14 protein-coding genes are annotated in these 13,056 nt (G+C 40.8%); 12 read left to right on the forward strand and 2 right to left on the reverse strand.

The window, feature by feature from the left end; all coding sequences use genetic code 11:
• Positions 1 to 33: 33 nt before the first annotated feature.
• The 4 genes from KP77_RS08300 (at position 34) to KP77_RS08315 (ending at position 3,666) form a co-directional block, all read left to right on the forward strand.
• Entirely contained in the window at positions 34 to 2,118 is a 2,085-nt protein-coding gene (locus tag KP77_RS08300) for a sensor domain-containing protein (protein WP_052474041.1), read from the forward strand.
• Between the two features lie 85 nt (positions 2,119 to 2,203).
• Positions 2,204 to 2,428 carry a hypothetical protein gene (locus tag KP77_RS08305; protein WP_052474042.1) on the forward strand — a complete coding sequence of 75 codons (225 nt, stop codon included), beginning with the start codon at positions 2,204 to 2,206 and terminating at the stop codon, positions 2,426 to 2,428.
• Between the two features lie 197 nt (positions 2,429 to 2,625).
• A complete protein-coding gene (gene fadH / locus KP77_RS08310; protein WP_041122242.1) occupies positions 2,626 to 3,384 on the forward strand; it encodes a 2,4-dienoyl-CoA reductase in 759 nt (252 codons plus the stop codon).
• 69 nt (positions 3,385 to 3,453) lie between these two features.
• Positions 3,454 to 3,666, forward strand: a complete 213-nt coding sequence (locus KP77_RS08315) for a hypothetical protein (RefSeq protein ID WP_041122243.1) — start codon at positions 3,454 to 3,456, stop codon at positions 3,664 to 3,666.
• Positions 3,667 to 3,722: 56 nt separating this feature from the next.
• On the opposite strand, the gene KP77_RS08320 is transcribed toward KP77_RS08315, so the two are convergent.
• Positions 3,723 to 3,968: a glutaredoxin family protein gene (locus KP77_RS08320; RefSeq protein WP_041122527.1), complete on the reverse strand. Its 246-nt coding sequence runs from the start codon at positions 3,966 to 3,968 to the stop codon at positions 3,723 to 3,725.
• Positions 3,969 to 4,233: 265 nt separating this feature from the next.
• On the opposite strand from KP77_RS08320, the gene KP77_RS08325 reads away from it, so the two are divergent.
• The 6 genes from KP77_RS08325 to KP77_RS08350 all read left to right on the forward strand — a co-directional run bounded on the left by KP77_RS08325 (position 4,234) and on the right by KP77_RS08350 (position 9,451).
• A complete protein-coding gene (locus KP77_RS08325) occupies positions 4,234 to 4,488 on the forward strand; it encodes a YkuJ family protein (RefSeq protein WP_041122244.1) in 255 nt (84 codons plus the stop codon).
• 125 nt (positions 4,489 to 4,613) lie between these two features.
• Positions 4,614 to 5,063 (forward strand): cyclic-di-AMP-binding protein CbpB, encoded by a 450-nt coding sequence (cbpB, locus tag KP77_RS08330; protein ID WP_041122245.1) that lies wholly within the window; start codon positions 4,614 to 4,616, stop codon positions 5,061 to 5,063.
• Positions 5,064 to 5,081: 18 nt separating this feature from the next.
• Positions 5,082 to 6,575, forward strand: coding sequence for an MDR family MFS transporter (locus KP77_RS08335; RefSeq protein ID WP_041122246.1), 1,494 nt, complete (start codon positions 5,082 to 5,084; stop codon positions 6,573 to 6,575).
• Between the two features lie 8 nt (positions 6,576 to 6,583).
• Complete coding sequence (locus tag KP77_RS08340; protein ID WP_041122247.1) at positions 6,584 to 7,450, forward strand: LysR family transcriptional regulator; 867 nt, start codon at positions 6,584 to 6,586, stop codon at positions 7,448 to 7,450.
• Positions 7,451 to 7,547: 97 nt separating this feature from the next.
• Entirely contained in the window at positions 7,548 to 8,261 is a 714-nt protein-coding gene (dapD, locus tag KP77_RS08345) for a 2,3,4,5-tetrahydropyridine-2,6-dicarboxylate N-acetyltransferase (protein WP_041122248.1), read from the forward strand.
• Between the two features lie 74 nt (positions 8,262 to 8,335).
• The gene (locus KP77_RS08350) at positions 8,336 to 9,451 is read left to right on the forward strand and encodes an N-acetyldiaminopimelate deacetylase (RefSeq protein WP_041122249.1); all 1,116 of its coding nucleotides are present in this window, start codon (positions 8,336 to 8,338) and stop codon (positions 9,449 to 9,451) included.
• A gap of 33 nt (positions 9,452 to 9,484) precedes the next feature.
• Here KP77_RS08350 and KP77_RS08355 read toward each other — a convergent pair whose 3' ends face one another.
• Entirely contained in the window at positions 9,485 to 10,348 is an 864-nt protein-coding gene (locus KP77_RS08355) for a mechanosensitive ion channel family protein (RefSeq protein ID WP_235420694.1), read from the reverse strand.
• 228 nt (positions 10,349 to 10,576) lie between these two features.
• Between KP77_RS08355 and KP77_RS08360 the strand changes: the two genes are divergently transcribed.
• Together KP77_RS08360 and KP77_RS08365 are read left to right on the forward strand one after the other, a co-directional pair.
• A complete protein-coding gene (locus KP77_RS08360) occupies positions 10,577 to 11,119 on the forward strand; it encodes a peroxiredoxin (protein ID WP_041122250.1) in 543 nt (180 codons plus the stop codon).
• A gap of 178 nt (positions 11,120 to 11,297) precedes the next feature.
• Entirely contained in the window at positions 11,298 to 13,052 is a 1,755-nt protein-coding gene (locus tag KP77_RS08365) for an ABC transporter ATP-binding protein (RefSeq protein ID WP_041122251.1), read from the forward strand.
• Positions 13,053 to 13,056 lie beyond the last annotated feature (4 nt).

Here is a 13,056-nt window from a genome sequence, read left to right on the forward strand (position 1 = left end):
AGCAGCTCGATTGATAATTGGAAGGATGGACTTATGGATACTCCCAGACACAGGATTGATGAAAGCGGGCATGATTTTCCTGAAGAAATACTCGATATGCTCAATATCATCATTACACAACACATCACGGATGCTGTTTTTATCATGGAAGAAGAAAGAAACGATTATATATACAGGTATACAAATCAGGCAGCATTGAATCTGATTGGAAAGAAAGCTGAAGATGTAATCGGTCAGTCTATTAAAGCTGTCATGAAAAATTCTGCCGCCACGCTGATTGACATGTACAGAAATGCCGGTGCAGAAAAGCAGGACATAAGGTATAGAGATTCTATACAGTCTGATAAAGGCACCAGGTATTACGAAACAAATCTGACACCGATCGCTGATTCCAGCAATCAAAATAAGTATATTGTAGCAATTGTACGTGACGTCACAGAGCAGGAAGACGAGCAATTGAAGCTTAAATACCTTCAGGAGCACTATCACTCCATCATCCAGCACAATCTGGATGCAGTGATCACACTTTCCGATCAGGGTGTCATTAAAGCGGTCAATAAAGCTGCAACAAATACTTTTTCTATTCCTGAAGATAAAATGCTTCATCAGCACGTGCATACACTTTTCTCACCATCGACTTCTTCGAATGTAATGAATGGAATTGATAAGGCACTTAAAAACGGACCGCATGAATTTCACTTTGTACCCGCAGTGACGCTTGAAGGTGATGCAATCGTCGTACACACAAAATTTGTTCCAATCATTACAAATGGCAGATCTCAGGGTGTGTATTTAATCGTCAGAGATGCAACGAGTGAAAAAGAAACGAAGGAAAAAATTAATTTTCTTTATCTTCATGACAGGCTGACAGGTTTATATAACCGCCAGGCACTTAATAATCATATTGGTGAATTATCTGCAGTCTCAAAAGAGTCACATGCACTGATGTGTCTCGATCTTGATAATTTTAAAAAGCTGAACAAGACGCTTGGCTTTAATGCAGGAGACGAGCTTCTGAAGAAAGTTGCAGCACGGCTGAAGACACTATTACCTGAAAAAGATTACTTATACCGGTTGAATGCAGATGAATTTGTATTTTTCCTGCACAATATCACCCAGGCTCAAATGAAAGAGTTTGCTGAAGATATTGTAAATGTATTTCAGCAGCCCTATGAAATTAATCAGCAGGAATACTTTATTTCTGCGAGTATCGGCATCAGTGTATATCCCTATGATGGTGTGCAAAGTGACATATTGATCAACCACGCAGCACAGGCGCTGCATACTGTTAAAAAGGCCGGGGGAGTCAGATACGGCTTTTATCACAACAAAATGACACAGGCTTTTCCAGACAAAATGATTATGGAGACCCACCTCCGCAGGGCAATTGAATTAAATGAACTGAGCCTCCATTATCAGCCGCAGGTAGATTTGCAAAATGGTGAAATTTCAAGTGTTGAAGCACTGCTGAGATGGAATAACCGTAAATTCGGAGCAGTGCCGCCTTCAGAATTTATTCCAATTGCAGAAGATAACGGTTTGATTCACTCTATAGGTGCATGGGTAATCGATCAGGCATGTCTCCAGCTTCAGGCATGGTCACGTCAGGGGATTTCCAATATCAGAATTGCAGTAAATATTTCGCCACAGCAATTTGCACAGGCGGATTTTGATGACATTATTTTAAATGCGCTGAAGAAATACAACGTTGAGCCTGGTCTGCTTGAAATTGAAATTACTGAGAGTGCAATGAGTAATATGAACGCAACTTTATCAATGCTGAAAAAGCTTAAAAAAATCGGTGTTAAAATTTCAGTGGATGATTTTGGAACTGGGTATTCATCATTAAATTACCTGAGATTATTTCCGATTGATATCTTAAAAATTGATCAGTCATTTGTAAGAGAAATTCAGTCAGAGTGTAAAGATGCAGCGATCACAAAAACGATTATCCACCTGGCTCACAGTCTCGGCCTCGAAGTTGTTGCAGAAGGCGTGGAAGAAATGGCACAGGTATCGTTTTTACGAAAAGAACATTGCCAGAAAGGACAGGGGTATTTCTTCAGTAAACCGCTGCCTTCAAGGGAAATGGAACTTAAGCTCCTCAGCATAAGCTGATTGATAGATTGACATTCTTCTGTTAGTAGTATACTGTAAAGCTGTTGTGCAGAATTTAAGTATTATACTAAAGGAGCTTTTTCAATTGAAAAAAGGGCTGACATTAAATATTTTACGTATCCCAGTAGAAGCTGGTGTCATTACAGCATTTATAGAAGGTTTTAATGAAGATCAGGCAAAAGGAACAGTTTACGCTGAATTAAACAGTGAACATGTTGCTGCGACCGGTTTTAATAAGAAAAAAACGATTGTACGTGCAATTGCAAAACTTCATCAGAAAAGTTCTATTCATCAGGATCATCATCAGTAAGCTGACCAGGCCAAACGGCTCGGTCAGTTTTTTTCTTTGAGTTTTGTTGAGGTGGCTGATGGTTTCCGCTTCAGTCACCAGCTGTCCTCAAATGACATTTAACTTTAATAAGGCTTTAACTTTAAATAAATTGAATTTTATGAATGATTAATAGTATAATGAATGAATAGTCATTCATTATACTGGAGGGGATTCAGATGAGAAAAGTGTATATTGTTACAGGCGGTTCAAATGGAATGGGGAAATTTATGGCGAAAAGGCTGGCTGATGATGGTCATTCTGTCATGATCACGGGCAGAGATGAGGAAAAGCTGAAGGCAGCTGTGGAAGAAATCGGTACAGGAGACACTGTTGCGTATTTTCAAATGGATGTAAGAGAATATGAAATGGCTGAGCAGATGATTCAATCTGCTGTTGAAAAGTTTGGAACAGTTGATGGCCTGATTAATAATGCAGCAGGCAACTTTATCTGTCCGATCGAAAAAATGTCACCGAATGCATGGCGGTCAGTCATTGATATTGTACTCAATGGTACATTCAACTGCACAAAAGCAGCAGGTGACTACTGGATCAAGCACGAAATAAAAGGAACAATCATTAATATGGTGGCTACATATGCCTGGAATGCAGGAGCTGGAGTAGCACATTCAGCAGCTGCAAAGGCAGGGGTGTTATCGCTGACAAGAACCGTGGCTGTTGAATGGGGACACAAATACGGGATCAGGGCAAACGCAATCGCACCAGGTCCAATTGAGCGTACAGGCGGTGCGGAAAAGTTATTTGAATCTGAAGAAGCAGCGAAAAGAACAGTTCAGAGTGTACCACTTAAGAGACTAGGCAAACCGGAAGAAATCGCTGGTCTGGCTGCTTATATGTTATCTGAAGAGGCGGCGTATATGAATGGTGAATGCGTCACGCTTGATGGTGGTCAATGGCTGAACGCGTTTCCTTTCTAAAAAGGTTTTATGCATAATTGCTGCTACATATGTTCACGCTAAGGTAAAGACTTAGAAGGTGGGAATCATATGACTGCAGCCATCACACTTATAGCAGTTACACTGGTCTGTCTGATTGGACTGGCCGTCACTTTGCAGGCAGGTAATAAAAAAAGTGAAAAGGATGAAGTGTCACAGCAGGTAAAACGCCATCCTTTATTATTTAACCCGGTTATTATTATCTACAGTCTCGCAGGAGTCGCAGGAGTCGCCATCATTCTTTATTATATGATGGTGTATTGACAACACAGAGAGACCTGTTACAAAAGAGGCTGAAGACAATTGTCTCCAGCCTCTTATTAATCACACGATATATTTAATTTTTCAGCCAGGGATTCAAGGTTGAAGCCGCGCACGACTTCACTGTCATTGATCACTACCGTCGGGGTCGAATATGATTCCAGTGTGTCTATCATATATTGCCTTGAAGATGTATCCTCTTTAATATTTATCTCACTGAATTCAACTTGGTTTGCTTTAAAAAAACGTTTAACAATTTCACACGGCGGACACTGTGGCTGAGTGTACAAAATTACTTTTTGCACGCTGCTCACTTCCTTTAAACAATATTCATTTGTTAATAGTTTCGCGTAAATCAGCAGTTGTGTCAAAGGATTTGCAAGTGTTCCTGTCTGTTCTTTAATTTGAGCTGTCATGAGTTGAGAATGTGTGTTATAGTATTCTTTGTTTTGTAACAGCTGAAAAAGGGAATGAGGATGAAGGTGGTTTCACCGGATGATTCTTTGCTAACTGCCATTCCCGGTTAAATGTTATAATGAAATGATCAACAAACAGAAGGGAGAATACCACATGTCTCAACTGATGGGTATTATTCAAAGACTAAAAACATTGCAGGAGCAGGATCAGTCAGGTGATGTTCCTTCCCGCTTTTTCGAACTGAACGGTAAAAGAGTATGCCAGGTGAAATATTTTGGCACAAATGATACGTTCGAGCTTGAAGTGTATGACAAAGATCAGAAACCGCAGAAATATCCTTTCGACAACATTGATATGACAGCGATTGAAATCTATGAACTGCTTCAGGAAGAAAATAATAACCAGTAAACATGAAGAACCGGTGCTCCCGGTTTTTTTTTGGATTTTTTTAAAACAGAGTTCAGACATAGAGAGCATCTCTTTGGTTATGTTATGATGGGGACAGAGAGATTTTGTAAAAAGGGGTTTGACACATGCTAACAATTGAACATAAAGAATTTCTTGAAACACCAATCAGTCAATATATTATTCCTTCAGAAAAAATTGCCCACGTGCAGGAGATGAACACTGCAGAACATGCACTTCTCGTATTAACAAAAAGCGGATATTCATCCATACCCGTACTGGATTCTTCCTATCACCTGAAAGGCCTGATCAGTGTACAGATGATCACTGATTCAATGCTCGGACTTGAAGAAATTGAATTTAGCAGACTGAACGAAAAAAAAGTAAAAGATATCATGCGTGCTGACATTCCATCTCTAAAGCAGACTGATCAGTTTCAGTTCGCACTTAACCTCCTTGTGGACCACCCGTTTGTGTGCGTGATGAGTCCTGAAGGTTATTTTGAAGGGCTGCTAACACGAAGAGTAATGTTAAAACAGTTACAGAGGCATATACACAAACAAATTCAGCGTTCTTAACGTCAAGGGAGCTTCTATATGAATGAGTCTAATCAGCGGACAGGACAAAATAAATACCGTCCATTTATATTAGCTGCTGTCATGCTTGCGATGTTTGTTGGTGCAATTGAAGCGACCATTGTCTCAACAGCTATGCCTGCAATCACAGCAGACCTTGGTGATTTCCAGCTTTATAGCTGGGTTTTTTCTTCATATCTATTAATGAGTACGGTTACAGTATTACTTTATGGAAAACTGTCTGACCTGTTTGGCAGAAAGCCCGTACTTACATTAGGTATGTCGTTTTTTTTAGTCGGATCTATATTATGTGGTTTTGCTGAATCGATGGAATGGCTGATCGCCTTCAGGTTTATTCAGGGTCTTGGAGCGGGGGCTGTCATGCCGATCGCTTCAACGATTGTAGGAGATATATATTCTAAAGAAGAACGCGCAAAGATTCAAGGTTACCTATCAAGTGTATGGGGAATCTCAGCTGTTATGGGACCTGCGATCGGTGGACTACTGGTAGAAACGATCGGCTGGCAATACGTATTCTGGATTAATATCCCGCTTGGTGTTCTTTCTCTTACTGTGCTTTGGATATTCCTCAAGGAGGACGTTGAAAAAAATACATCGCCCATTGATTATAAAGGAGCAGCTCTGCTATCAGTTGCACTGACAGTCTTACTGTATCTGCTGGTAGAAGGCGGTATTTCTATCCCATGGCTATCTTCGACTGCGCTCATCATGATCGCTTCAGCGGTACTGCTGTTGTATCTTTTCGTCAGACATGAGCTGAAGGCACCTGACCCGATGATGCCATTTTCGATCTGGAGAAACCGTGCGATATTTATTGCCAATATTGTATCACTGACAACAGGCGTATTATTGATAGGTATATCGAGTTACCTGCCTGCTTTTGTGACAGGTGTGATGGAGGAGAGCGCTAGTATTGCCGGATTTACGCTGACTGCAATGTCAATTGGCTGGCCCATTGCAGCAACTGTTGCAGGAAGATTACTGATTAAAATCGGTTATTATAAAACGAGTCTTCTTGGCGGAATCTCTTTAATCATTGGAACATTTCTATTTGTCCTGATGGAACCGGGCTATGGGCCGGTATGGCCTGCGGTATCCTCATTTTTCGTTGGAATAGGTATGGGGCTTACAACAACATCATTTATTGTATCTATTCAAAGTGCAGTCCCATGGAAATTAAGAGGTGCTGCAACTGCAGCAAATATGTTTATGAGAAATCTGGGCAGTACAGTCGGAGTTGCGCTGCTTGGAGGGATACTGAATGCTTCGATCAGATCCTCTTTTGAAAAGAGTGAAAACACCGAAGTTCAGTCATTAGGTGTTGATGCGGTGAATAGTCTGCTTGAAGCAGAACAGAGAAGCCGCATTGAGCCTGTTGTACTTGAGCAATTGCAGTCGGCTATGACAAGCGGTTTAAATATCGTTTATTTCATTGTATTTGCATTTGCTTTAATCAGCTTATTTTTTATTCTGTTTCTGCCGAGGAAGGAATAGGGTGAACTATGAATCATTCCGATTATCATATGCTGGATATACTTGCTGAAGAGATGAATATGAGAAAAGCAGCTGAAAGGCTGTTTGTTTCCCAGCCTGCTTTATCACAAAGGCTGCAGTCAATCGAAAAAGAATGGCAAAAGTCATTATTTATCAGGTCTAAAAAAGGACTGACGCTTACACCTGCCGGGGAAATGATTGTGAATATGGCACGGGAAATGATCAAGAAGGAAGAAGCAGTCAGAGAACAGATTCTCGCGCTTGATACAAAGGTATATGGCACGCTGAAAATTGCCTGCGCTTCTATTGTGGGGCAGAACTGGCTGCCAAAAGTGCTGAAAGACTTTGTAGAAACAAATGCGCACGCAAGAATTTCACTCATGACAGGATGGAGCAGTGAAATATTGCAGGCTGTATACAATGGTGATGTGCATATAGGGATTATCAGAGGGACACCTGACTGGAAAGGACCTAAGTTGCATTTATTTCAGGACCAGTTGTATCTTGTGGATAAAGAAATAAAACGTGTAGAAGATCTTCACTTAACAAATAGACCTTTCATTCAGTTCAAAAGTGATTCAACTTATTATCAGGAAATTCAGGAGTGGTGGGGCAGACAGTTTCAGATTTCACCGCGCCAGAATATCGTTGTAGATCAAATCGAAACCTGTAAACAAATGGCGCTGAATGGAATCGGGTATGCCATCCTTCCGTCCATTACATTGACAGGTAATGAAGATGTGTTTTGTACACCACTTCATACAGAAGATCACACATTAAAAAGAGATACCTGGCTGATCGGCTATCAGGCAGCATTTGAACTCCCACAGGTTGAAGCATTTATCGAGTCTGTTAAAAAGTATTTATCCGTATGATTTGAAATTTTCTAATATTGATCACTTGTATTGTGGTGCGGTGGTCTGATAAAGTAAAAGTCAGCTGAATGCTTAAATGATTGAGAGGGGAATTCAAATGAACACAATGGATGCAAATGAAATTATTTCTTATATTCAAAACGCGAAAAAATCAACGCCTGTAAAAGTATATGTCAAGGGGGCAGATCTTCATAAGATTAACTTTGGTGATGCTACCCAGACATTTTTATCTGAAGGTTCAGGTGTTATCTTCGGAGAGTGGGCAGATATTCAGCCGGCGCTTGAAGCACACACTGATCAGATTTGGGATTACATTGTAGAAAACGACCGCAGAAATTCTGCTATTCCGATGCTGGACCTGAAAAACATCAAAGCTCGTATTGAACCGGGTGCGATTATCCGTGACCAGGTTGAAATTGGGGATAATGCAGTGATCATGATGGGTGCTTCAATTAACATCGGTTCTGTGATCGGTTCAGGTACAATGATCGATATGAATGTTGTTCTTGGTGGCCGTGCTACTGTAGGTAAGAATTGCCATATCGGTGCGGGAGCAGTCCTTGCAGGTGTAATTGAACCACCTTCAGCAAAACCGGTAGTGGTTGAAGATGATGTTGTGATTGGTGCAAATGCTGTTGTTTTAGAAGGTGTAACAGTTGGACAGGGCGCTGTTGTGGCTGCAGGTGCAATTGTCATTGAGGACGTTGAACCTTACACAGTCGTTGCAGGAACACCGGCTAAGGTACTGAAGAAAATTGATGAAAAGACAAAGTCTAAAACAGAAATTAAGCAGGAACTTCGTCAGCTGTAAAAGCTGCTTTTAAAGAACGCAGATGACAATCTGCGTTTTTTTCTTGAACTGAATAACAGGAAAGGTGTTTGTAAATGGACAAGTTTATTGAAATCAGAAGAGACCTTCACAAAATCCCTGAAGTTGGATACAAGGAATATAAAACTCAAAGCTATTTACTTCAGTATATCGACTCGCTGCCACAGGAAAACCTATCAGTTAAAACATGGGAAACCGGTATGTTTGTGTTGGTAAATGGAAAAGGAAGCAGTCCGAAAACATTGGCTTACAGAACAGATATCGATGGACTGCCAATTACTGAACAGACAGGACTGCCATTTTCCTCTGAGCATCACGGATTCATGCATGCATGCGGTCATGACTTCCACATGAGCATTGCTCTTGGGGTGCTTACAGCATTAGCGTCACAGCCTATTGACGATCATATTCTTTTCATTTTCCAGCCGGCTGAAGAAGGGCCGGGTGGTGCTGCACGCATGCTTCAGTCAGATGAGATGAAAGCCTGGATGCCTGATGAGATCATGGGCCTTCATGTCGCTCCTGAATATCAGGCAGGAGAAATCGCAGTTAAAAAGGGTCTTTTATTTGCAAACACGTCTGAATTGAAAGTTGTCTTAACCGGTAAAGGTGGACACGCGGCTTATCCGCATAAAACAAAAGATATGATTGTGGCAGGTGCTCATTTGATCACACAGCTGCAGTCAGTCGTCTCACGGTCAATTGACCCGTTAAACAGTGCAGTTGTCACTGTCGGCAAACTTGAGGCGGGGACAGTAGGAAATATTATTGCTGAGACTGCCGAGCTGAATGGAACAATGAGAAGTCTCGATCCTGAAGTGATGGAGACGTTAAAAACAAGGGTGAAGGCAATCTCTGAAGGAATTGCACTGGCCTTTGACTGTGAAGTAAAAGTTGAATTCAACCAGCCTTATTACATGGTCTATAATGATCATCAGCTCACTGAAGATTTTATGTCATTTGCCTCTGAGTACAATGGTATTCACTGTATTGAATGCGAAAAAGCTATGACAGGAGAAGATTTCGGTTATTTTCTTAAAGAAATTCCGGGTTTCATGTTTTGGCTTGGTGTCGGGTCTGAGTACGGACTGCATCACGCAAAACTGAATCCGGATGAGAAAGCAATTGAACCGGCGATCACATTCATTACAGACTACTTAAGAAGTAAATAATCATAAAAAAAGGCGGCATATCAGCCGCCTTTTTTAACTTTCTTTGTGTACGTATACCTGATGTGGAAATGGAATCTCAATGCCATTGCGGTCGAGCGCTTCTTTCATTGCTTTTCTAAGCTCTCTTTCAACGCCCCACTGTTCCATATTTGCAGTCTTTCCGATCACACGGATGACGACATCTGAAGAACCAAGCTCTTGAACACCTACTACATTAGGTCCTTCTACAATGTTGCTGTTAGCAGCAGCAACTTCATCACATACATCCTGTAACACTTTAATCGCTTTATCAATATCGTCATCATAAGAGATACCAATATCAATCATTGCGCGCATATTACCGCGTGAATGGTTACTCATGCTTGTAATTTCACGGTTAGGTACGAAATGTAATGTCCCGTCAAAGCCACGGATTTTAGTTTGTCTTAGACCAACCTCTTCACATATTCCTGAAAAGCTGCCAGTCGTTATGTAATCGCCAACATCGATTTGCTTTTCAAGCAGAATGAAAAATCCGGTTACGACGTCACTGACAAGGCCCTGTGCACCAAATCCGATTGCCAGACCAACAATACCAGCCCCTGCGATCAGCGCTGTAACATCAATATTGACAACCTGCAGGATCGTGACAATTAAGATAAAGATGAGTGCATAGCCAAAAACATTCTTGGTTAGACTCTCTAACGTACGGGCTCTGCCGACGGAGATATTTTCTTTATGCTCATATTTAGTGAAGATTCGTGATAATACACGGTTTCCGATCGCTTTAGCAATCATAAATACAATAATGATGCCGATGATTTTCAGAGCTGCGATTCCGATTGCAATAAGAAGTGCTCCCCATTCATATTCGGCAAGTCTTGCACTTAACGCATTAACATTTAAAATAAGTTCCAATGACTGTCATCCTTTCTGCATAACACAATGGTTTATATCGTCCTACTATACCCTTATAACAAAAGGGAAAACATGAATCAAGGATTCATGCGGATTTTATTAATAATATAAAATCAATTTTGTTTTAAATTGACTAATGTTTTTTCGTATATTATCATGGAAATCGTGAGTTTATTGAGGAATGAATCAATTCATTCTCATGCTGAATTTTGATCTGGAGGGATTTTGATGGCAGAACGTATGGTAGGCAAGCAGGCGCCACGCTTTGAAATGGACGCAGTACTTGCTGACAAGGAATTTGGAAAAGTAAGTCTTGAACAGAATATGAAAGAAGATAAATGGACGGTGTTATTCTTCTATCCAATGGACTTCACTTTTGTATGTCCAACTGAAATCACTGCAATGTCAGACCGTTACGACGAATTTGAAGACCTTGATGCTGAAATTATCGGGGTTTCTACTGATACAATCCATACGCACCTTGCATGGATCAACACAGAACGCAAAGACAATGGTCTTGGCGATCTGAACTACCCACTTGCAGCGGATACAAATCACCAGGTATCTCGTGAATATGGCGTACTGATTGAAGATGAAGGGATTGCACTTCGCGGACTTCACATTATCAGTCCTGAAGGCGAGCTGATGTATCAGACAGTATTCCACAACAACATCGGCCGTGATGTTGACGAAACACTTCGCGTACTGCAGGCACTTCAGACTGGCGGACTTTGCCCGGCAAACTGGAAGCCTGGACAAAAAACATTATAAGATCGCTTCAAAAAGATCAGCCTGCGGGCTGATCTTTTTTAATGACTGCAGCGTTACACTCATGAGTGAATAGTGGGAAATGAGAAAAAATTCTAATAAAGGTGGAAATATATTTCGAAAACCGATATATTTAATAGGTGTCTATATAATAGAAGAAACAAAAGAGGAGGGATACGCGATGGATGTTTTTAAGAAGTTAAAAGAATTTTACTGGCCTCATAAGCGGCACTTTATACTTTCGATCATATTTTTATTTGTCATGACACTGATTACAATTGTCTATCCGATTATATTACAGATCACAATTGATGACGTCGTCGGTCAGGGAAGGTACGGACTGATCCCTTATCTTGCTTTTGGATTTATTGGGATTATGGCGATCAAAGGAATCGCTACATTTATCTCTCAATATAATGGAGATCTGTTTGGTATTATTGCTGTCTATGATTTACGTGAACGGCTGTATGACAAGCTTCAGAGCCTGCCATTCCAATACTATGATAATGCAAAAACAGGCGATATCATGTCACGTCTGACAGCTGATGTGGAAGGCTTCCGTTTCTTCCTGTCATTCGGATTTGCTGAATTAATCAGACTGGTACTGTTACTGATTGTGACAACAGGGGTTATGCTTTATTATTCTGTTCCACTGACGATTGTAACGATGCTGTCTATCCCATTTCTTGCGATTGCTGTGTTTAAGTTTGATAAAAAAGTTCACCCTGCATTTAGAGGTGTAAGAAAATCATTCGGAAAACTTAATACGAATGTACAAGAAAATATCAGTGGCATTAACACAGTGAAATCTCTTTCAAGAGAAGAACACCAAATTGATAAGTTCAACAGCTCAAACCAGGATTATAAAGAAAAGTACTTATTTACATCGGATGTGTGGGCTAAGTATTTCCCGTTAATGGAGTTTCTGGGGAATGTCAGTGTTGTGATGCTGCTTGGTTACGGGGGGTATCTTGTTGTCAATGACAGCCTGACTGCCGGTGAACTGACAGCGTTTTACAGCCTGGTCGGTTTTATTATCTGGCCGATTATGAACCTTGGTTTCACGATTAACCAGTTTTCACAGTCAAAGGCTTCGGGGGAGCGTCTGCTTGAGATTCTTGAAGCGGAAGAAACGATTACAGAAAAACCTGATGCTATTGAAATGACAAGATCTGAAGGTGTAGTTGAATTTAAAAATGTAACATTACGCTATACAGAAGATGACGAAAAGGCAATTAACAATATTTCTTTTAAAGTTGAAAGTGGAAAGACAATTGGCTTAATTGGTGCAACAGGGTCAGGTAAAACGAGCGTGACGCAGCTCATGACAAGGTTTTATGAGCCGACTGAAGGATCTGTACTGATCGATGGCAGGGAAGTCAGTGATTACACGCTTAGATCTCTCCGTAAAAATGTGGGGTTTGTGCTGCAGGAATCATTCCTGTTTTCTTCTACTATTAAAGCCAATATTGCATTCGGAAGACCTGAGGCAACAATGGATGAAATTATTTCAGCAGCTAAAAAAGCTGAAGCGCATGATTTTATTATGGAAATGCCGGACGGCTACGATACGATGCTTGGCGAAAGAGGACTTGGTCTATCCGGAGGTCAAAAGCAGAGAATTGCAATTGCCAGAGCGATCTGCCTGGATCCAAGTATATTGATTCTTGATGATGCAACGAGTGCTGTAGATATGCAGACTGAATTCAATATCCAAAAAGCATTAAAAGAGGTTATGAAAGGCCGGACTACATTTATTATTGCGCACCGGATTTCCTCACTAAAACATGCAGATGAAATTTTTGTATTTGAGAACGGTGAGATTACACATCGCGGTACACATGAAGAGCTGATTAAGCTCGAAGGACAGTATAAGCGGATCTACGATATTCAGTATAAAGATCAAAAAGCACTGTCTGCAACAGGGATGAGGTGAAAAA

The sequence above is a fragment of the Jeotgalibacillus alimentarius genome (genome assembly GCF_000829445.1).
Lineage (GTDB): Bacteria > Bacillota > Bacilli > Bacillales > Jeotgalibacillaceae > Jeotgalibacillus > Jeotgalibacillus alimentarius.

Coding starts and splice junctions, on each gene's coding strand:
- fadH (WP_041122242.1), top strand. CDS start 2,626: ATGAGAAAAGTGTATATTGTTACAGGCGGTTCAAATGGAATGGGGAAA.
- KP77_RS08325 (WP_041122244.1), top strand. CDS start 4,234: ATGTCTCAACTGATGGGTATTATTCAAAGACTAAAAACATTGCAGGAG.
- KP77_RS08340 (WP_041122247.1), top strand. CDS start 6,584: ATGAATCATTCCGATTATCATATGCTGGATATACTTGCTGAAGAGATG.
- cbpB (WP_041122245.1), top strand. CDS start 4,614: ATGCTAACAATTGAACATAAAGAATTTCTTGAAACACCAATCAGTCAA.
- KP77_RS08360 (WP_041122250.1), top strand. CDS start 10,577: ATGGCAGAACGTATGGTAGGCAAGCAGGCGCCACGCTTTGAAATGGAC.
- KP77_RS08365 (WP_041122251.1), top strand. CDS start 11,298: ATGGATGTTTTTAAGAAGTTAAAAGAATTTTACTGGCCTCATAAGCGG.
- KP77_RS08315 (WP_041122243.1), top strand. CDS start 3,454: ATGACTGCAGCCATCACACTTATAGCAGTTACACTGGTCTGTCTGATT.
- KP77_RS08350 (WP_041122249.1), top strand. CDS start 8,336: ATGGACAAGTTTATTGAAATCAGAAGAGACCTTCACAAAATCCCTGAA.
- KP77_RS08335 (WP_041122246.1), top strand. CDS start 5,082: ATGAATGAGTCTAATCAGCGGACAGGACAAAATAAATACCGTCCATTT.
- KP77_RS08300 (WP_052474041.1), top strand. CDS start 34: ATGGATACTCCCAGACACAGGATTGATGAAAGCGGGCATGATTTTCCT.
- dapD (WP_041122248.1), top strand. CDS start 7,548: ATGAACACAATGGATGCAAATGAAATTATTTCTTATATTCAAAACGCG.